General features: G+C 64.9%; 15 protein-coding genes. 9 read left to right on the top strand and 6 right to left on the bottom strand.

The window, feature by feature from the left end:
* Window positions 1-3 precede the first annotated feature (3 nt).
* The 3 genes from VGN72_14695 to VGN72_14685 form a co-directional block, all read right to left on the bottom strand.
* Entirely contained in the window at window positions 4-1,878 is a 1,875-nt protein-coding gene (locus VGN72_14695) for a hypothetical protein (protein HEV7300610.1), read from the bottom strand.
* 479 nt (window positions 1,879-2,357) lie between these two features.
* Window positions 2,358-3,281 (bottom strand): 16S rRNA (cytosine(1402)-N(4))-methyltransferase RsmH, encoded by a 924-nt coding sequence (gene rsmH, locus VGN72_14690; GenBank protein ID HEV7300609.1) that lies wholly within the window; start codon window positions 3,279-3,281, stop codon window positions 2,358-2,360.
* A 566-nt stretch (window positions 3,282-3,847) separates the two neighbouring features.
* Window positions 3,848-4,168, bottom strand: coding sequence for a glycogen-binding domain-containing protein (locus tag VGN72_14685; protein ID HEV7300608.1), 321 nt, complete (start codon window positions 4,166-4,168; stop codon window positions 3,848-3,850).
* 274 nt (window positions 4,169-4,442) lie between these two features.
* Between VGN72_14685 and VGN72_14680 the strand changes: the two genes are divergently transcribed.
* Entirely contained in the window at window positions 4,443-7,385 is a 2,943-nt protein-coding gene (locus tag VGN72_14680) for a hypothetical protein (protein ID HEV7300607.1), read from the top strand.
* A 58-nt stretch (window positions 7,386-7,443) separates the two neighbouring features.
* The gene (locus VGN72_14675; GenBank protein ID HEV7300606.1) at window positions 7,444-7,950 is read left to right on the top strand and encodes a hypothetical protein; all 507 of its coding nucleotides are present in this window, start codon (window positions 7,444-7,446) and stop codon (window positions 7,948-7,950) included.
* Between the two features lie 470 nt (window positions 7,951-8,420).
* Here VGN72_14675 and VGN72_14670 read toward each other — a convergent pair whose 3' ends face one another.
* Both VGN72_14670 and VGN72_14665 read right to left on the bottom strand, forming a co-directional pair.
* Window positions 8,421-9,632, bottom strand: a complete 1,212-nt coding sequence (locus VGN72_14670) for a phytanoyl-CoA dioxygenase family protein (protein ID HEV7300605.1) — start codon at window positions 9,630-9,632, stop codon at window positions 8,421-8,423.
* Between the two features lie 95 nt (window positions 9,633-9,727).
* A complete protein-coding gene (locus tag VGN72_14665; protein HEV7300604.1) occupies window positions 9,728-10,609 on the bottom strand; it encodes a helix-turn-helix transcriptional regulator in 882 nt (293 codons plus the stop codon).
* 85 nt (window positions 10,610-10,694) lie between these two features.
* On the opposite strand from VGN72_14665, the gene VGN72_14660 reads away from it, so the two are divergent.
* The 4 genes from VGN72_14660 (at window position 10,695) to VGN72_14645 (ending at window position 14,588) form a co-directional block, all read left to right on the top strand.
* Window positions 10,695-11,198: a PilZ domain-containing protein gene (locus VGN72_14660; protein HEV7300603.1), complete on the top strand. Its 504-nt coding sequence runs from the start codon at window positions 10,695-10,697 to the stop codon at window positions 11,196-11,198.
* Between the two features lie 109 nt (window positions 11,199-11,307).
* Complete coding sequence (locus tag VGN72_14655) at window positions 11,308-11,682, top strand: rhodanese-like domain-containing protein (GenBank protein ID HEV7300602.1); 375 nt, start codon at window positions 11,308-11,310, stop codon at window positions 11,680-11,682.
* Window positions 11,683-11,910: 228 nt separating this feature from the next.
* Window positions 11,911-13,227, top strand: coding sequence for a glycosyltransferase family 61 protein (locus tag VGN72_14650; GenBank protein ID HEV7300601.1), 1,317 nt, complete (start codon window positions 11,911-11,913; stop codon window positions 13,225-13,227).
* Window positions 13,228-13,313: 86 nt separating this feature from the next.
* Window positions 13,314-14,588, top strand: a complete 1,275-nt coding sequence (locus VGN72_14645; protein HEV7300600.1) for a glycosyltransferase family 61 protein — start codon at window positions 13,314-13,316, stop codon at window positions 14,586-14,588.
* A gap of 251 nt (window positions 14,589-14,839) precedes the next feature.
* Here VGN72_14645 and dusB read toward each other — a convergent pair whose 3' ends face one another.
* Window positions 14,840-15,892, bottom strand: a complete 1,053-nt coding sequence (gene dusB, locus VGN72_14640) for a tRNA dihydrouridine synthase DusB (GenBank protein HEV7300599.1) — start codon at window positions 15,890-15,892, stop codon at window positions 14,840-14,842.
* Between the two features lie 347 nt (window positions 15,893-16,239).
* Between dusB and VGN72_14635 the strand changes: the two genes are divergently transcribed.
* From VGN72_14635 to VGN72_14625, 3 genes are all read left to right on the top strand, one after another.
* Window positions 16,240-17,793 (top strand): GNAT family N-acetyltransferase, encoded by a 1,554-nt coding sequence (locus VGN72_14635; GenBank protein HEV7300598.1) that lies wholly within the window; start codon window positions 16,240-16,242, stop codon window positions 17,791-17,793.
* A gap of 175 nt (window positions 17,794-17,968) precedes the next feature.
* Window positions 17,969-19,198 (top strand): bifunctional 3,4-dihydroxy-2-butanone-4-phosphate synthase/GTP cyclohydrolase II, encoded by a 1,230-nt coding sequence (locus tag VGN72_14630; protein ID HEV7300597.1) that lies wholly within the window; start codon window positions 17,969-17,971, stop codon window positions 19,196-19,198.
* 483 nt (window positions 19,199-19,681) lie between these two features.
* Window positions 19,682-20,026, top strand: coding sequence for a hypothetical protein (locus VGN72_14625; GenBank protein HEV7300596.1), 345 nt, complete (start codon window positions 19,682-19,684; stop codon window positions 20,024-20,026).
* Window positions 20,027-20,109: the final 83 nt, after the last annotated feature.

The raw sequence follows: 20,109 nt of genomic DNA, 5'->3' as shown, positions 1-20,109 counted from the left end.
CCCTTACGGCCACATGCCCGGGGCGGTGCCGAAGGAGTTTTCCAGTTCGGTTTCGGTGGTCGAACTGCGATGCAGGCCGTTGGCGAAGTCGATTTGGGCGATCGTGCCGTCGGCGTGGAAGTACCAGCGGGAAATCTGGCCGCTGCCGTTGACGCTGGCCGTCACGCAGCGGAGGGGGCCGGAGTGGTCGTCGGCCTGGCGGGGGAACTCGACGCTGGGCTCGATTAGCACGCTGAGCAGGCCGCCTTTGACCGAGGGCTCGTGGCCGGGGAAGTAGTCGGTGCGAATCAGGATCGGTTCGTCGCCGAGCCGGTTCATCATCCCCTCCAGCACCGGGCCGGGCAGGAAGTTGGCGGGCGCGACGCGGTCGTCGACCTTCACGCTGCCCGTGGGCACGGTCCAGCTGATGCTCAGCCGACCACCCACCAGCCGCACCTGTTGCCGCGGGCCGGTGGCGTCGTTGGAACTGGCGGCGGTGGTGTCGTTGGCGCGGTCGTCCACGTCGGTCGTCGTTTGGCGGGAATAGGCGGTCGCGCCGGCGTTGCGTTCCCAGCGGTCCTGGGACTGGCCGACGAGGTCACCGTTGCGCCAGCGCGTTTGCCGCAGGCCGGCGAGCGGGTTGCCACCGATGCCGGTCTCGGCCGACGACCAGCCGATCAGCGGATCGTCACCGTCGCGAAACCAGAGCCACCACGATTCCTGGCCACCGGCGTTCCCGGGTGCCCGCGCCAGTTGTTTCTTCACGCGATCGGCGACCCGCTCACCCGCGGCCGTCAGCGTCGCGACATCGCGCGGCTGGCCGAAGGTAAGGCCGGCCACGATCGCCCGCCACGCCGCGTCGGCGGAGGTGTCGCGCGGCAGGTCACCGCGAATGACGGCCAGCACCGCGGCGCCCGTGGGGTCGGCCGCGAGGTAGGCGATTGCCTGGGCCGGGTTGGCGGTGCCGGCGGCCGGCAGGATCTGCCATTGCCGCACGCCGGGCGTGGTGTTGGATAGCGGCTTGAACGTGCCACCGTGGAACGACGAATCGTGCAGCTCGGCCAGCACGATCTTGTCGGCGTTCGTGTCGCTGGGCGCGATCGTGCAGGGCACCAGTTCCAGCACCGCCGACGGGCCACTGACGAACGCGCGGGCGGTCTTGTTCGCGTCGCGCTCGTCGACCCCGACGAACCCCGCGGGCAGCGTGATGCGCGTGCCGCCGGTGAGCGTGACCGATTCGGCGATCTCCGGCGCGGGCGGGACGATTGTCGACGACGCGGTAAACGACTCCTTCAGCTCGATCGACTGGGCCACGCGGCGCAGGATGTCGAGGTCGTCGGGCATGGGCTGCCCGGTGCCCTGCAGCGAGACCATCACCGCCAGCCGTTGCGGCAAGATGGCAGTGGCGAAGTAGGCCTGCGTGGTCATGATCCGGCCGAGCATTTCCTCGTCCACCGTACGCCGCCGCCGCGCGCCACCCGTGATGAGGCCGGTCTGACCGACCATCTTGATTTCCTCTGTGGGCATCGGCTGGCTGCGGCCATTCTGCAGCGCGACGAGCCCGGTCGGCAGGCGATTGCGGGCCAGGAATTGCGCGGGCGTGAGGGAGCGGTCGATCGGCAGCACGTGGATGCTGATGCTGCGCCCGGAGGTATCGTCGGCCGGCTCGAGCGCGCGAATGATGACCGACGCATCGTCGGCCGGGTCGTCCACGGGGGCCCACCCGCGCGGCAGGCGGTAATCTTTGATCGGCGTGGAATCGTCGTCGGCCAGCTGCATGAGCTGCATCGGCCGATTCGACAGAAACGCCGCCGCCCCCAGTGACGCGGCAAACACCGCCCACATCGCCCCCTGCATCGTCATCCGCCGCCAGCGTGGATATTGCCATCGGTTGGCCATGGGGCGAATTGTAATACGAGGATCGGGGGAAAGCGCGGGAAGGGGGGAGGGGTGGGACTCCGGCTCCTCTCCCGGTATTCCCGGGGGAGGTTGGGTGGGGGCGATCTGAGTGACCAATGGCGAATCCCGTCATCCTGTGAGGGTGCTGACGAACGCGATCGCGTTTGCCTTTCACGTGGCATGGGCGCCAGAGCCCATGCCTGTGGACTGGAACGGGAAAGGCGATTTGCTGGCGAATGCGCCGACCAAGCCGCGGCTCTAAATCGAGTCTTCCGGCCCTGACACACGCATGGGCGAGACGCCCATGCCACGTTCGGAGCGGACGCAGCGTCGTTCTTCGATACCCTCTGAGGCCCTCCGAAGGATCTCTTCCGTCCCACATTCGAATAACGGGGGGAGATCCTTCGGAGTACCTCAGGATGACGAGCTTTTAGGCTGGCGCTAAGTGATAGGACCGGAGCGACGTCGTCCGACGCAATCTACGCCCGCACGGCCCAGCGCAGCTTTGCGCTGCGGCTGCGGGGGTTGTCGCGCAGTTCGGCTTCGGTGGCGATGATGGGGTCGGAAGGGGCTTCCTCGAAACTCTCGTCGCGCAGCATGTCGCGGAAGGCTTTCTTCACCCGGCGGTCCTCGCCGGAGTGGAACGAGATGATCGCGACGCGCCCGCCGGGCTTCAGGATCTGCGGGATGACCGCCAGCAGGCGGTCGAGGTTGGGCACCTCGCGGTTCACCAGCATGCGCAGCGCCTGAAACGTGCGGGCGGCCGGGTGCAACTTGGCGCCGGCGGCGCGCTGCAGCGTGAAGTCGCGGGCCTCGCAAACGATGGCGGTCAGGTCCTCGGTCGTCTCGATCGGTTTGACCTGCCTGCGGGCGACGATCAGCGGGGCGATCTTGTCGGCGTCGTCCTCGTCGCCATATTCCAGCAACGCGTCGCGCAGTTCCTTTTCGGTCATGCGGGCTAAAAGCTGGGCGGCCGACTCCTTGCGCGATGGGTCCATGCGCATGTCGAGCGGCCCCGGCCTGCGATACGAAAACCCGCGGGCGGGGTCGTCGATCTGCGGGCTGGCGACGCCCAGGTCGGCCAGAAGCGCGTCGATTTTCTCCACGCCCTCGCTCGCCAGCACACTGGGCAGCGCAGCGAAGTTCGTGTTGTGGACTGAGAACTGCCCGTTGCGCACGAACGACAGATGCTGGCGAGCGAACTCGATGTTTCTCGGATCGAAATCCGTCGCGATCAACCGGCCGTCCGGCTTCACCCGCTCCAACATCAACCGCGAGTGCCCGCCAAGACCCAGTGTGCAATCGACGACGACGTTCCCGGGCCGCAGTGCGAGCGTGCGTAATACGGCGTCGGCCAGGACCGGCACATGACGAAAATCGCGCGGTTGATCGCGTTTGGGCATTCAGCCGAAGTTTAGCCGCTGCGGGGCGCGCTCGCACGCACTGGCGCGGTCAGGGGCATAGAAGATGAACCGCGGAGACGCGGAGGACGCGGAGATAGAGGGAGAAGATGCAGTAAAGGGGATCGTCCGGTCCCTCTCCCGGTACTCCGGGAGAGGCTAGGTGAGGGTGATTTCGATCGGCAGACCGCCCACGAATGGGCACGAATCACCACGAATGGGAAGACGCAAGATTGCTTAGCTCTTATTCGTGTTCATTCGTGCCCATTCGTGGGCAACTCTCAATCGTGACGTGTGGGGCAACTAGAAATCACCCTCACCTAACCTCTCCCATGAGTACATGGGAGAGGGACCGGAAGACTACCACGTCACAAATGATCTCCTTCTATCTCCGCGTCTCCGCGGTTCAACCTCTTCATCCCACAGATGAGCGGCGGAACCAAAACCACACGCGCATGAAAAAGGCCGCACGGTGGAGGGTTAGAGTCCGTGCGGCCTGGCGGAGGAGGAAACGAGGCTTGTCGCGAAGCGGTCGTCTGTCGCGGGGGTGCGATCTGTCACACCCGCAGTCAGGCGACCTGCTTCGCCTTTATGTTTTGGTGAGTCGGCTCCAGTTTGGGAACGGTCAAAATGCTGTTCCAGCCCATTTTCGTCTGCTCGACCCCGGTGGCGGCGTAATCAACGAAGGCCTGCCCGTCGGCAAGGTATCGGAAGCGGTAATCACCCGCGGCGATTGTCGCCACCGCCGACCACCAACCGTTGCCCTCGTGCCGCATCGCGATCGGATCGACCGGTCGCGGTGCGTTGAAGTCACCCATGATGCGAACTTCCCGAACGCCCGGCCGGTAGAACCGGAATTCGATCCGGCCGTCGCTCGTTATTGTCGTCATCCTTGTCCGTCCCTTCGAAAAGCACTAGAACAAAGGTCGTGCCACGCGCCGCAGACGAAAATAAATCTGCTGGTGTACGCTCTCCATCTGCTCTAAAATCGACGTTTCCTTCGGGAAATCGCGACTTTTTCGGTGTTCATGCATTATTGGTCCGTCGGCGTCGCCATCGCGCGATCGAAGATGGACGCTTGCCCGGTTGGCGAAAGATGTGGCAATCTCTGACCCCCATGCGTAACGACTGTGCAACGGCGCGACGAGAGAGGACGCATCAGGCATGATGTCGCCCTTTTACCTGGCCGTCGCGCGCGCGGTGTTATTGCTCGTTGGCCTGATCGCGGTGCTTCCCATGGGGTGCAGCGGTGGATCGCGGTCCAACGGATGGTCGGGCCGGGCTGGCGACGGCGGGCTGATCGCAACCGATTTGCACGACACCGCGGGGCCGGCCGAGCGCCCGGGACCGATCGCGCTGGTGGGGGCGCGCAACGAATGGCTATCAACGACCATCCGCATTCCCAACTGGCAGGGTGGCCGCGGCGCGCGGTTGCGTTTGCGCAACGCCAACAGCATCTCGGCGGCGCCGCAATTGAAGCCGACGCTGGCGGTCATGCAGTTGATCGCAATGCCGGTCGACCAGTCCGGCGCCGCCTTCGTGCGGCAAGCCGGCAGGCCCGCAGCCTCGCGCACCGCGCCACGGGCGCTGCTGCCGGTCGCGCGCGACCGCAACGGTGAGTTTGACCTGTCGACCCTGCGCGACCCCAATGCGCCACCCGGTGGCCCGGCGCGCACCGCCGATGGATCGCGGCCGGTGGACCTGTGGATCGACCTACTCGTGCCCGCAGAGACGCCGGCGGGGCGGTACGAGCTATCGATCGAACTGCTTCGCAAGCCCGGTGGGAAGCCGGTGGCGCAGCTGCCCCTGTCGATCGACGTGCACGACTTCGTCCTGCCCGACGACCGCCATCTCACGCTGGCGGCCAAGCTGGATTGGGACGATCTGGCGCAGCATTACAACGGGGCGTTCCAAGGCGTTTCGCCTCGCCTCGTCAATCGCACCAACCCGCGTTTCAGCGATGCGGTGCGCGTGCTCGATCGGTTGATGACGCTGGCGCAGTCGCATCGCACGAGCCTCTTCGTGCCTCAGTTGCAGCCGACCGTGAAGTGGCCATCGGGCGAGCCGCCGAGCATCGATTGGAACGATTACGATTCGATCGTGCGTCCCTGGCTGAGCGGCGACCAGTTCAACGACCGCATTCCCCTGGGCTTCTGGGCGCTGCCGTCGCCGGACCAGATCGACGAGTTCGACCCGGCGAGCCAGCGGGAGTATTGGGGGCTTGCGGCGTCGCACTTCGACCAACTGGACTGGCTCGATCGCTCGGCCATCCTGCTGTCCAGCGGCGACGCGACCGGCGCGACGGGCCGTGCCAACGCGGTCAGCAGCATCCGCCTGTCGACCGAGGCCGCCGCGGCGCTGGCGGGGCATCCGCGGTTGCGCGTGGTGGTGCCGTTGAACGGCGACCAGGTGCAGTTCGCCGGGCCGTCGACGTCGAACCGCCTCGTGCCCCCCGAGGCGGCCGACCGGTTGGTGATCGCAGCGCCGGGGTTGATTTCCGCTCCACCGATTCAAAACTGGCCACGGGCCGCCGGCCACCCCAGGCGGTGGATGCGCACGGACGTGCGCGAGGTGGTCCCGGCCACCGGGGCGGCCGGCGGCGAGCACGACGTGCGCCTCTGGGCGTGGCTGGCTTTCCTGCGCGACGCCGGGACCATTATCTGGAACGATCCGCTCCCGTCGCAAATGGTGCCGCAACGGTCGGCCGACCCGGCGAACCTCGTGTGGTTTTATCCCGGGCATTGGTTCGGGCAGAACGACCCGGTTCCCACCGTGCACTTGAAGTGGCTTCGCCGGGCCGAGCAGGACTACGAGTACCTGTACCTTGCATCGCAGCGGGGCGAGACGACCAACACCCGGCTGCTGGCCGAGCTGCTCGCCAAGCCGGTCGAGGTGCAACCGAACCAGAACCCTGACCCCGTCTACGGCCTGTTGACCGGCACCACCGACGCCGCGGCGTGGGACGGGGCGCTGCAACTGGTCGCCCGGTCGATTCTGCTGCGGCCACCGGGACAGTTGCCCGATTTGGCGGTGCAGCACCAGTTGGAACTGGAGACGCGCCGCTGGACCGATCCCCAGCAACGGCCGGTGCTGGTGGCGCGGTCGTCGCAGTGGTTGATCGACCCGCTGATGCCCGGGCGGGGCATCAGCAACTGGATCGACCTGCGCTGCGGCATCGACATCTACAACACCGCCGCCACCGACCCCACGACGCACACGCTGCAGTGGACGGGCATCGGCGCGGGTTGGCGCGTCCCCGGGCAGCCCACGGTGGTACGGGCGCTGGACGGCTACCGCGTTCGCCGGGTGTCGATGGACGCGCGGGTGAACCTCGGCGAACTGGGCGCCGAGACGCGCGAGCCGCTGGAGATCACGTTCACGCACGGCTTCACCCGGCGGGAGACCAAACTACAAGTTGTGGTGCCGGCCGCGGCGCTCGACCGGCGCGACGAGCCGTTGACGGTCGACGGTTCGCTCGGCGACTGGCGCGAGGTGGACGCGATCGGCTCCGGCGCGCTGGTGAAGATGCTCAGCCGTCCGACGGTGCAGCAGGGGGCGCTGGAGCGGATGTCGACGCCGGTCAATTTGTACGCCAACTGGGCCGACGATGCGGTGAACGTCGCGTTTCGCGTCGAGGGCCTCAGCAGCGCCGGCGGACGGGTGTCGCGGAACTTCATCGAGTACGACCTGCGGCGCGCCTGGGGCGAGGACGTCTGCGAGGTGCTGATGCAGCCCGTTTACGCCGACAATTCGGTCGGGCCGACGTTGAACGTGACGCTGAAGCCCACGAGCGTGTGGGTCGAGCGCAAGCTCGATGCCCGCACGAACGCCGACCCCTGGGCACCCCTGGAGGGCGCCGCCGTCCGGTACGCCGCGACCGTGGATGGTGGGCAGGTCTGGCGCGGCGAGATCACCGTGCCGTGGAAAGCGATCGGCGACCCCGCCAAGGGGCGACCGGTTCTGCTGCGGTTCAACTTCTCCCAGCATCGCGCCGCCACCGGTGAGAGCGGCTCCTGGGCGGGGCCGATCGATTTCGGACGCGACGACGCGTTCACCGGTATCCTGCACATCCGTGACACCGGCGCGTTCGTGGCACCGGGTCGCTAAAGCGACCATGCCGGTGGCGCACGGCTCTCGTCATCGTCACGCAAGAGAACGAGGTTCTATGAAGCCCCAGCAGGTCACCGTCAACGATCGCATGCAGCAGGGCTACGTCTACCAACGCACCGAACCGCCGGGGAAGAACTTCCGTGAGGACTTTCGGCCGGACCTGTCGCCGAAGCAGATGCTGGAACTGGGCGTGTTCGGTGGAAAGTACATGACCGACTGCACGGCCGAGTTTCCGGCGGATTGGTTTGCCAAGGCAAAGCTGTCGCCCGAACGGCGCGACCCGACGCTCAACTGCTTCGGCGTGCACGCGTCGCAACCGCTGGCGGTGTGGCAGGAGAAGGGGTGGATCCACAAGGACGACCCACGCGGGTGGTTTCAGTGGTATTGCCGTTACTACATGGGCCGGCGCAGCGGTGACGACGACCGACAGATCGCCCGCTGGCGGGCGGTGCGACGGCACATCGCGCAACTGCGCCACCACTGCCAGCCCGGCGACGTGAACTGTCGCCCGCGCCAACGGCAGGCGCTAATGCACTGGGCGTACGACGCGCGGAAGCTTTAAGGCTAGCAGACAAAACCCCTGCATTGGTCACGGACGTGTCATCCCGATGGGAGGCTCGCCGACCTGACCCATCTCCCAAGGCCGAGAACCGTCCGTGGCTCGAGATCCCTCAGGTCGCCTTAGGCTCCCTTCGGGATGGCAACCGATCGCGAGGCGACAAGGTGTTGTTCGCTAGAGCGCGTTATGCACTTTCCAACTCAAAACTGGCTTGGGTGCCACGGTTTGGTACTCCAAGCCGTGCCGGTACACGCAGACACGGCTTGGAGTACCAAACCGTGGCACCCAGCGTCGTCACGCCTGCGTTACTGACCCCGAAAGTGCCTAACACGCTCTAGCCTTTAGGGACGCGTCACGCTTACCTGTAGCGTCCTAGATTTAGCTACGGGCTTTCCGGTGTCCTTCTACTGACCCGCGCAAGACCACGGGCAAGCCCGTGACTATATGAATGGCATCCGGAGAGGGCCTCGACCCTACTTCACCCCGCCCATTCCCATGCCGCCACCCATGCCACCGCCCATCGTCCCACCCATGCCACCACCCATCGTCCCACCCATGGATGGCGCTTTGGCATCTGCGTCATCGTCATCGTGATGGTCGTGTTCCACGGTCGGGTCGGCGATCGCGCAGCCCATCAGGCCGTTGTTCATGCTGGCGATCGTGCGGGCGGCGAACTCACTGGCGCGGCTGCGTTCGTCGGCAGGTTGCAGCGCGGCGCACGGGGTGCCGAACTTCGGCACCGCGAACGGCAGGTGCGTGTTGCCGCGAGCCAGGATATGGCTGGCGTTGACGCCACCGGTGACCGGGTCCTTACCCTTGTTCGGCTGCGACTCGTCCGACCCCCAATACGTGAAGCTGCGCGCGTTGCAATAGTGACTGACAAAGCTTCGGCGGAATCGGTCGGTCGACCAGTTCTGCTTGCTGCGGTGCAGCACGTGCCCGTTGAAGAACGCCACGTCTCCCGCCTTCATCGGCGCCAGCACTTGGTCGTACCGGTCGGCGATCGGGGACAGGGCGTTCTTCGTGTCGTCGGTGTTCGACGCGCCATTGATGTAGCGGATGTCGCTGAGCAGCTTCTCACCAAACCCGTAACCCACCTCCGGGCAGGGCGGGTAGACCGGCTCGTTGCCGCTGCCCTTGGCGAACCACATCGCGCCGTTGCGCTCGTCGCAGTCGTCGATCGCAATCCACGCGCCGCAGAGCGTGTCGGGGTGCGTGGGGATGTAGTAGCTGTCCTGGTGCCACCCCTGCCCGGCCGAGCCCGCGGGCTTCAGGAAGAGCATCGTCTGCAGCGCCAGCAGATCGGGCCCGATCAGCACCTCCAGCACGTCGAGCACGCGCGGGTGCAGCATGAACCGCTCGTGCAGTTCGAGCTGGCGGTGCAACATGTGGATGCGCAGGAAGAAGTTGGCCTTTTCCGCCGGCGACAAGTGGGCCGGCGGGGCGCCGAAGTCGTTGACGGTCACGGTGCCGCTACTGCTGTCGAGGTGCCGCGCAGTCACCTGCTGCTCGGGCAGGCGGCCCTGCATCAGGTCCTCGGTGTGCTGCCGCAGTTCGGCAATCTCAGCCGGCGACACGAGGTCGCGCACGATCAGGAACCCGTCGCGGCGGAAGTTGATGTACTGGGCAATCGAAACCTGATAACGATCCAGCTGCACGTTGTTGATGGGTGCGGTGGCGACCATTTCTTCGCTCCTGTGGTGGTGAAGAGTTGTAACGCCAAGAATATTGCCCATTCCGGCAACCAGGGCCATGGTCGGCTTTACCCGAGTCATGGCTGCTATTGATTTTTCGGCGTTTCGCCGCTGACCCGATGCGTGCCATTCCAATACTTCAGCAGACGGCTCAGGGGTGGCGACTGCCCGGCCTCGATGCGCTTGCGCAGCACCGCCGGGGCCGCGCCGAATGCGCGGGTGAACAGTCGCGTGAAGTGGAACGGTGTGGCAAATCCGCACGTGGCGGCGATCTGCTTGACCGAGAAGTTGCTGCGAACCACCAGTTCCAGCGAGCGATCCAGTCTAGCCAGACGAACCGTCTCGGCGGGGGAGTGACCGGTAGCGCTCTTGAACAGTCGGCAGAGGTGCGGCCCGGTGACGCAGCTGGCCTCCACCAATGCGTCGAACTCAATTGGCGCGGCCAGGTTACGATCGAGGGCGGTGTACAGGAACGTCATCGCACGCTCGACCGGGTCGGGCAGGGCGTCGTGCGGAACGTCAGCGGTGGTCGCCTCGCCGGTAACGAACGTGGCCAGCAGGTGGTTCAGCGTCAGCTGGACCAGCGTGGGATCGCCACGCTCGTGCCACGCCAGCAGGTGGCGGAACATAGGGGGCACGATATGCGCGTCGGTGAAGGCACGCACGACCGGCCATTGGGCGGGGGACGGCCAAGCCGGCGGGTACCGGTCGACGTGAAAGTGCACGTACGCGTGACGCGTTCGGCGGGCAGGGTCCCAACGGAACGAGTCGGTAATCCCCGGGCGGCACAAGACGACGCTCCCCTGTGGCGCGGCCACCTCGTGGTCGTCGTGAAAATACTGGGCGTCCCCCTCGATCATCCAGACCAGTTCGTATTCGCGCATCACCCGTGGGCCGAAAGTCGCGCCCGGTGGGTACGTGGCAATGTCCGTCCAGCCTCCGAGCCGCGTCTCTAAATCGAGCGCCATCGGGACCCATCTTAACGCAAAAAATATGCATTTGCTGCCCGAATCACCTCAACTTCGTCTGCGGAAACGCCGATGACGCCCTTTGATGGATGCTGCGATCACCACCCAACCCGACGCGGCGCCGGCGGCGACCGGCGCGTCGGTGAACCGCCGGCGAACCTTCCGCGTGCCGGCCGACGGGCTCACGATGAAGGCGTGGCGGATGGACCCGCACGAGCGCCTGATCGACCGTCCCCTGCCCAGCCGGCGCATCGTGATGTCGACGATCGACCTCGGCCGGTACGGCGCCGGTGTGGTCGTGCCGGTCAGTGGCCCTGTCCTGCCCGTATCGATCAATTCGCCGACCCCACCCGCCCTCGGCGACCGCTGGCGACTAGAAGTACCGCTGGACACCGCACATACGACGATTATGCTGGAAGGACGCGTCGCGTCCGTCGTGCCGCGCGACGATGGTCAGTTGCGCATCGGGTTGGCCTTTCGCGAGGCGCTGTCCGAAACGCAGGTCCGCCGGATCAACACTGCCATGGATAAGCTGCTGGCCACCCTTCAGCGGGTCCAATTGCGTCGCTTACGGGAGAATGTGGCATAATCCGGACATTTCCACCCGCACCTGTGTCAGAGCCCTCCGTGGACGGCGTCAACGGCTTGCCGCCGGGCCATCCTGCGGTACGCTGTTGCTACTGAACACGGAGACCGCCATGGCCAAGTCGCACTCCCCCCGGTTTCTCAAGCTTGCCGAGGAGGCAAAGCAGAGCGTACGCGAGGTATCACCGACCGAGGTAAAGCGAATGCTGGACACCGGCGATCGGTTCCACCTGATCGACGTTCGCGAGGACCACGAGTGGGCCGTCGGTCACCTGCCGCAGGCAAGGCACCTGGGGCGCGGCATTCTGGAACGCGACATCGAGAAGGCCGTCCCCGACGAGCGCGACCCGATCGTGCTGTACTGCGGCGGTGGATACCGATCCGCGATGGCGGCGATGAACCTGGCGCGCATGGGTTACACGAACGTCCTGTCCATGCAGGGCGGCTTCAGTGGTTGGGAAGAGGCCGGGCTTGACGTGTCACGTTAGCGCAATAAATGAGTGCCGGTCGCACGCGATGTGTTGAAACGCCTGTGAGGAAATGGTAACTGGAAAAGACGGACGAATAGGCAAACTGAAGTGGAGCACTGCAATAGAGATTTAGTTGCCGATACCATGACATCGTGATCAGTTTGAGCCCAACAGGACAAATGCCTGACTGCAAATGCATGATCGAAATGTGGTCAGGCGGTCCTGAAACATTCGAAGAATTACATCATGGGCTTATTCGATCAACTTAGTCCAAAACTCTACAGCCTGGTCAAGCGGAATCGACAGCTGCGCAATGCCGTGATGCCCCTCTGGCAGTTGATGGCGAGGGCCTTCGTCAAAGGGCGAAGCATCCTCAATCGTGACGTGGAACTGCCGGCACCGACCGGCATCTGCACCTCGACCGAGCAGTGGGTTCAATCCGCCCTGGCGCGCGATCCCGCGGCGCGTCATTCGTTCCAACTGCTTCACCCCGCGACCGAGATCCGGCGGGCGCTGCCGAAGACGATCGAGAAGACCGTCCACTGGCGATTCCGCGCCGGTGAGGTGACGACCCAACCGGCGACCTTCGTGGCGACGATCGAGCAGGGCCGGGCCTATAACGAGGGCGCGGTCATCACGCCCGACGATCAATTGCTCGCCGACGTCTCCTGGATGATCGTGGCCGGTGAGTACAGCAAGGACGCGAGCGATCACGCCGTCTTCAAGAACCGCAGGTTGCCGCCGCTTCACAAGGTAGATGGGCGGGTCGCGGTCCTCTCGGCGACCAGTGGTCGGGGGTATTACCATTGGATGTTCGACGTGTTACCGCGCCTTCATCTGCTGCGCGAGGCCGGCATTTCGCTGGATTCGATCGACCGGTTCCTCGTCAACAACTACGTGTCGCGCTTCCACATCGAGACGCTGAGCATCCTCGGCATTCCGCGGGGCAAGATCATGGAAAGCCACTGGAACCCGCACGTTAAGGCGGACCAGCTGATCGTGCCCTCGCTCGTCGGCGACACGGGGTACGTGCCGGTGTACGCGTGCGAATTCCTGCGTGACACGTTCCTTCCCAAGGTGCCGATCGACGGTGCCGCGCGGCCCAAGCGGCTCTATTTTAACCGTACGCAGGTCACGCATCGGCGGGTGACGAACGAGACTGAGGTCATCGACCTGCTCGGGCGACATGGCTTCGAAAGCATCACGCTCGAGAACCTGCCGCTGACGGAGCAGATCGCGTTGCTGGCGGGCGCCGAGGTGGTCGTGGTGCCCCACGGCGCTGGCCTGACGAATATCGTCTTCTGCAAGCCGGGGACGAAGATCATCGAACTGCTGTCGCCGAACGCGGTCAACGTGATGTACTGGACGATCAGCAATCAGGTGGGGCTCGACTATTATTACGTCTTGTCCGACGGCGCCCGCGCACCGGAGTTCGTAAATCCATATAATAACAACGACGACCTGCGCATCAGCTTGACGGACCTGAGCGACGTCCTGGAAATGGCGGGGTTGGACCGGCAGTCGACGGCGATAGTTGGCCAGACGTTGCGCGGCAGCGCGTGAGACTTGTTTGACGCTGCTGCTTCCCCGCCTCCGTAAGGTGTGGTAGACGTGCCGTGGGGACCACTGCTTACGGAACGATGATCATCATGGGCCTGTTTGAACGCATTACCCCTCGACTGTACGCGCTGGTCAAGCGCAACCGTCGGTTGCGCAACGCGCTGATGCCGGTCTGGCAGTTTTCGGCCAAGGCGACGACGCGGACCCGAAGCCTGCTGAGCCGAGAAGAGGTGCTGCCACCCCCGCAGAGTTTCGCCGAGACGACCGCCGATTGGGTGGCCGCGGTCAACGCCGCTTCACCGGAGGGGGAGCGACGGTACACGTACCTGCCACTGCACGACCCGGTCACCGTCGAGCGCACGCCCCCGAAGACGATCGACCCCGAGGTGCACTGGAAGTTCCGGGTTCACCGGACGCGCACGCTGCCCGCACGCTTCGTCGCCTTGATCGAGGACGGGCGCGTGTACGGCGAGGGGAACGTCATCACGCCCGACGACCAGCTGCTCGCGGACGTCTCGCGCACCACCGCTGGCGGTCAGTTCGCCGACACCGACAAGCACCCGATCTTCACGAAGAAACTGCTGCCGCCCCTGCGCAAGGTAAAGGGGAACGTCGCGGTGCTTTCGGCGTTGCACGGGCGCGGGTACTACCACTGGATGTTCGACGTGCTGCCCCGGCTGCAATTGCTGACGGAGGCCGGCTTTACCGGCGACTCGGTCGACCGGTACCTGGTCAACAACTACGTGTCGCGCTTCCACATCGAGACGCTGAACATCCTCGGCATTCCGCGCGAGAAGGTGCTGGAGAGCCACTGGAACCCGCACATCCGCGCCGAGCAGCTGATCGTGCCGTCGCTCGTGGGCGACACCGGTCACATTCCCGCTTACGCGTGCGACTTCCTGCGCAACACCTTTTTGCCGAAGGTGTCGGCCGACGTGCCCGACAGCCCCAAGCGCCTGTACTTCAACCGTGGTCAGGTGACGCACCGCAAGGTGACCAACGAGGCCGCGGTCGTCGAACTGCTCGGCCGGCATGGGTTCAAGAGCATCACGCTGGAGGACCTGCCCCTGATGGAGCAGATCAAGCTGATGGCCAACGCCGACGTGGTCGTGGTGCCGCACGGTGCGGGGCTGACGAACATCGTCTTCTGCAAGCCGGGCACGAAGGTGATCGAGTTCCTGTCGCCCGTGGCCGTCAACGTGATGTACTGGACGCTGTGCAACCAGGTCGGCCTAGAATACCACTACCTGCTGGCCGAGGGCGAACGCCCACCGGAGCCGATCGACCCGCATCAGAACCACGAGAACATGACGATCAACCTCGCGGGGCTGGCCGACCTGCTGAAGGTGGCGGGGGTGGACTAAGCACCCTCCGACTGATCGCAGCTAGCGGTTCATATCCCGTAAGCTCAGGTTGTCATCCCGATGGGAGCCCTGGCGACCTGAAGAATCTCCCACTGGCGTGAATCGCTCGGCATTCGAGATCCCTCCCGTCGCCTGAGGCTCCGCTCGGGATGACAACTGGGGCGTCTGGACCACTCACTCAGATCCGGTCAACACTACCCCACGGGTCGCGGAGCGAAATCCAAAGTAACACTTTCACGGACCGCTTCGCCTTACGTGCACGCCTGCCGCTCGTAGGCCCGGCGGTGGATGCGCTCGGCCTCGGTCTCGCGGTCGTACATCTCTCGCCATTCCAGGAAACGGGAGATCACCCGCTCGAAGTCGCTCGCGCTGTCGATCGTGCGCATCTCGTCCTTCAACGGCCAGCAGGGGTGCATCTGCTTGGCGTACCAGCTGACGCGCTTGCGGAACTCGACGACGGCCGCCCGTTCGCTGCGGTGGTCCATGTAGACGCGGAAGTGGTCGCGCATCAGTTGGGCCTTGTGCTGGATCGTGAGCGGCTCGGGGATGACGCCGGTCGTCAGGTAGCTCCAGGTGTCGCGGAAGATCCAAGGCTGGCTGAGCGCCGCCCGGCCGATCATCACTCCGGCGCAGCCCGTGTAGTCCATCATGTGCTTGGCCACCTGCGGACTGGTGACGTCCCCGTTACCGACGACGGGGATCTTCTTCACCGCTGCCACGACCGCAGCGATGCCGTCGAGGCGGCACTGGCCACCGAAGCGCATCTCGGTGGTGCGCCCATGGATGGTCACGAGTGCAATGCCCGCTTCCTCCAACTTGGCGGCTAGCTTGGGCGCGACGATGCACGTGTCGTCCCAGCCTAATCGCAGCTTGGCGGTCAGCGGCGTGTGGCGCAGGACGGCGACGATTTTTTCAACCATGCACAGCGTGTTGTCGACGTCGCACAGCAGCTTGCTGCCGCCGTCACGCTTGGTGATCTTGTCGACCGGGCAGCCCATGTTGATGTCGATGACGTGGGCCCCGCGGTCCTCGGCCCAGCGGGCCGCGTCGCACAATCGGTCGGCCGACGAGCCGTACAACTGCATGCAGATCGGCGAGTCATGCTCGTTGGTGGCCGCCAGGACCATCGACTTGTAGTTTTCGCGTAGCACGCCTTCGGGGCAGAGCAAGTCGGTGCTGGCCATCCCCACGCCGCCACACGACCGCGCGACCAGGCGAAAGCCCAAATCGCAGTAACCGGCGATCGGGGCGAGCAACAGATTCGTGGCGAGCTTCAGCTTGCCGATGGTGAGCGGCGCGACCATGGGGCGATTCTCCCACAACGTGATGGCGGAGCAAGCGCGGCCGCCCGGTCCCTCTCCCGCATGCGCCGGGAGAGCCTAGGTGAGGGTGATTTCGAGCTGCTGACGGGTCTGGTAGAACGAAATCACCCTCACCTAGCCTCTCCCATGAGTACATGGGAGTTGGACCGGAGCAGGGCCGCGATCATCCCGTCCGATAACCCTGTCAACCCCTTTCGGCGTCAACCCAGTGAATTTACTACGATAATCCGTCGATACTCCTATCAAGGTCCGACTGGGTCGCGGTGTGTCGCTTGGGAGCGATCGCCAGACAGCGCCCGCCGGCCATGCTCGAGGTAACCGTCAATTCTATGGCCACCGATACCTTGGCCGCAGCCGGCTTAGCGCCGGTTAACCTGTCCGATCGCGCCGTGATGGCACCGTACTTCGACGCGGTCGCGCAACCGCTGTCGGACTACACCTTCTCGCAGGTCTTCACCTGGCGCAACAGCCTGCGCCTCGGGTGGCGGATCATCCGCAACCACCTGTGCATCTTCGCCAACGGTAGCGGCGACCTCACGCTGCTGTTGCCACCGATGGGCGACACCGGTGGCGACGCCGCGCTATCTGAAGCGCGCCAGCTGATGGACGCCTACAACGCCGACCACGACGTGCCCGACCGCACGCGCGTCGAGTACGTCAGCGAGTGGATGCTCAGCCGCTTCGACCGCAGCAACTTCGACGTCCAACCGATGGGCGGCGACTACGTCTACGACGTCACCCGCATGATCGACCTTGCCGGTGGCGACCTGAAAAGCAAACGGCAGGAGAAGAACCGCTTCTCGCGCAACTACGTCGCCCGCGTGGAAACGTACGACGCCAACCGACACCTGAACGACTGCCTGCGCCTGCTGCACGCGTGGCGCGATCGGCAAGATACGAAGCACGCCGGCGACACGTCGTCCGGCACGGCGGCGGTCAAACGACATAAAGAGGCGTTGGCAACCGAGGTCGCGCTCTGTCACGCCAAGGAGCTTGGCCTCGGTGGCATGCTCGTCTGGGTGGCCGACGAGACGGGCGTCGAAAGCGTCAAGGGCTTCACGTTCGGCGAACTGCTGGGCGGCGACCAGAGCAGCATCGTGATCGAGAAGACCGACCTGGAGATCAAGGGCCTGTCGCAGTTCATCTTCAGCGAGTTCTGCCGTCTGCATTGGGCCCACCGACCGCTGGTGAATGCCGGCGACGACTGGGGCCTGGAATCGCTCGCCTGGACGAAGAACAGCTACCGCCCGGTGACGATTTTGCCCAAGTACGCGATGCGCCCCAAGGCCGCGGTGCAGAGCACGACCGGCTGGTCGCCCGAAGCGATCGCGACGCCCGCGGTAGCCGTTGAAGAACAGGCCGCCGCGCCGGCGATGAGCATCGTGCCGGACGAGCAGCCGATCCACGTCCGCGTCGCGCAGCCGACGGATCTGGAAGCCATCGCGAACCTCGAGTCGCGCTGCTTCGACACCTACAGCCTCTCGCGCCGTCGGCTGCAGTACCTGGCGGCCCGGTCGAGCGCCGTCGTGCTTGTCGCCGAGAACGACGGCCAAGTGGTCGGCGAAGCCGTCGGCCTGCTGCGTCATCACAAGAAGGGCCTGACGGGCCGGATCTACAGCCTCGTCGTCGACCCCGCGATGCGTGGACGCGGCGTCGGTCGGCAGCTGATGGCCGATTTGCTCGTCACCTTCGCCCAGCGTGGTGTCGGCCGCGTCTACCTGGAGGTCGAGCGCACCAACGCTGGCGCCGTCGCGCTCTACGAGAAGCTCGGCTTCCGGAGCATCGGCACGATCGGCGACTACTACGGCGACGGCCGCGATGCCCTGCACATGATGTGCGAAATGGGCGTCAACCCAAGACTGCTCAAGCCGCTGGCGGCGTGATGGGCTCCGGTCCCTCTCCCGGTACGCCGGGAGAGGCTAGGTGAGGGTGATTTCGACGGCTGACGATTTCCGTCGCTCAGAATCACCCTCACCCTAACCTTTCCCGGCGTACCGGGAGAGGGAACAGAGCCCCCCGATCCCTCCTCTTCCCCTCCAGCCGTGCTAAGATACGCATATGCCGTCCTCACCCATCCCGGAGATCTTAGAAGAACTGAAGCGTGGCAAGCCGATCGTGCTCGTCGATGATGAGGATCGCGAGAACGAGGGCGACATCGTCTACGCCGCCGAGAAGTGCACGCCCGAGGCGGTCAACTTCATGGTGACGCACGCCCGCGGCGTCGTCTGCCTGGCGCTGACCGAAGAACGCTGCAGCCACCTGCTGCTGCACCCGCAAACCGACCTGAATACCGCCCAGCTCGGCACGGCGTTCACCGTCACGGTCGACGCCCATCCGAAGTTCGGCGTTTCCACCGGAGTTAGCGCCCGCGACCGCGCGACGACGATCCAGGTTGCCATCGCCGAAGATGCCCAGCCACAGGATTTGCTGCGGCCCGGGCACATCAACCCGCTGCGTGCCCGCGATGGGGGCGTGCTCGTGCGGGCCGGGCAGACCGAAGGTTCCGTCGACCTTGCCCGTTTGGCCGGCATGAAGCCGGCGGCCGTCATCTGCGAGATCATGCGCGACGACGGCGAGATGATGCGCCGCCCGGAGCTGGAAGGGTTCTGCGCCAAGCACGATTTGAAGATCTGTTCCGTCGCGGAGCTCATCAGCTACCGCATGAAGCGCGAGCAGTTCGTGAAGCGCATCGAATCGATCATGCTCCCCACGCCGTGGGGCGACTTCCAACTGCACGCGTACCAAAGCATGATCGACCCCCAGCCGCACCTGGCTTTGTGCAAGGGAGGCGTCGGCGACTACGACGCCCACGGCCAGCCGATCGCACACCCCGAGCCCGTGCTGGTGCGCGTCCACAGCGAATGTTTGACCGGCGACATCTTCGGCTCCGGCCGGTGCGACTGTGGCCCGCAACTGTCGACCGCCATGCAGATGATCGAGGCCGCCGGCAAAGGGGCCTTGATCTACCTGCGCCAGGAGGGCCGCGGCATCGGTCTGGCCAATAAACTGCATGCCTACGCGCTGCAGGATAAAGGCTTCGATACCGTCGAGGCCAACGAGCGCCTCGGCCTGCCGATCGACAAGCGCGACTACGGCATCGGCAGCCAGATCCTGCGCGACCTTGGCCTGTCGAAGCTGCGCATCATGACCAACAACCCCAAGAAGATTTACGGCATCGACGGCTACGGCCTGCAGGTCGTCGAAGAGGTCCCCGTTCAAATCGAGCCGGGCGACCACAATCGGCGGTACCTGGAGACGAAGAAATTAAAGATGGGACATAAACTTTAGTTGCGCGTTCATGGCTGACCTTCGACGCAGCTGGAAGAGACGCGAAGGCGCGAAGGCACGAAGGGATCGCGAAGAAGAGTCTAACGAGACGTCGCGGCGGCGGTTTGGGTAAGTGGAAACGCGATTTCGTGCACCATTTTGCACCATTGTGCAACATCGGGTGAGTGAGTTGGCCCGAGCGAGATTCGGCGTGTCAGCTATTCGGTTGTCAAAGATCACACTGTCCATCTCTACGCCGGCGCTGCGCGGTTGAGGTGGAAATCGCGCAACACCCTCGCTTTTCTTCGCGGCTTCCTTCGACCCATCGCGCCTTCGCGTTCTCTTCAAGAATGTCCGCCCCACCGCTAGAAGCGAAAGACAGAAGAGACACGGCAAGAATGCCCGTGCCACAGAATACGGGGGGAGATGAAGACGGGGGGAGAGACAGGCAGGAATGCCTGTCCTACAGAAGAGGGGGTTGTGGCAGAATGAGGGGCAGTTGTTATGCCCGATGTCGATCCACTCAATACTTTTAAGCCGCAGGACGGCAACCGGCCCGACCCGCCGCCGCGCGAGGGGGATGGGTCGCCGGTGCCGAAGCTCGATTATGAGCCCTGGCCCCAGCGGCGAGTGACGCCAAAGCCGGTGAAGGTGCTGATCTGGGTCGCGATCATCACGCACGCGCTGGGGATCATCCCGGCCGTCGCGTTTCTGTATTACACCGCGACGCAGGACACTCGCTTTATCGACATGCTCAGTGGCGGCACGTGCTGCTTCCCGCTGGTGGCGTTGGTGGCGCTGGGATTGTTCTTCTTGATGATGAAGGTGGGTGGGCACGACGAGCGATGACGGACCGTGTGGCTCTGTGCTCTCCCTCCCGTGGCAGGGGCGTCTCACCCGTGCTCGTGAGCAGGACGGAGAGTGGCGTTCAT

The sequence above is a fragment of the Tepidisphaeraceae bacterium genome, from assembly GCA_035998445.1.
In the GTDB taxonomy this organism is placed as follows: Bacteria; Planctomycetota; Phycisphaerae; order Tepidisphaerales; family Tepidisphaeraceae; genus DASYHQ01.
Note: the sequence above shows the minus strand (reverse complement) of the source record. Positions and strands in the feature narration are given on the sequence as shown.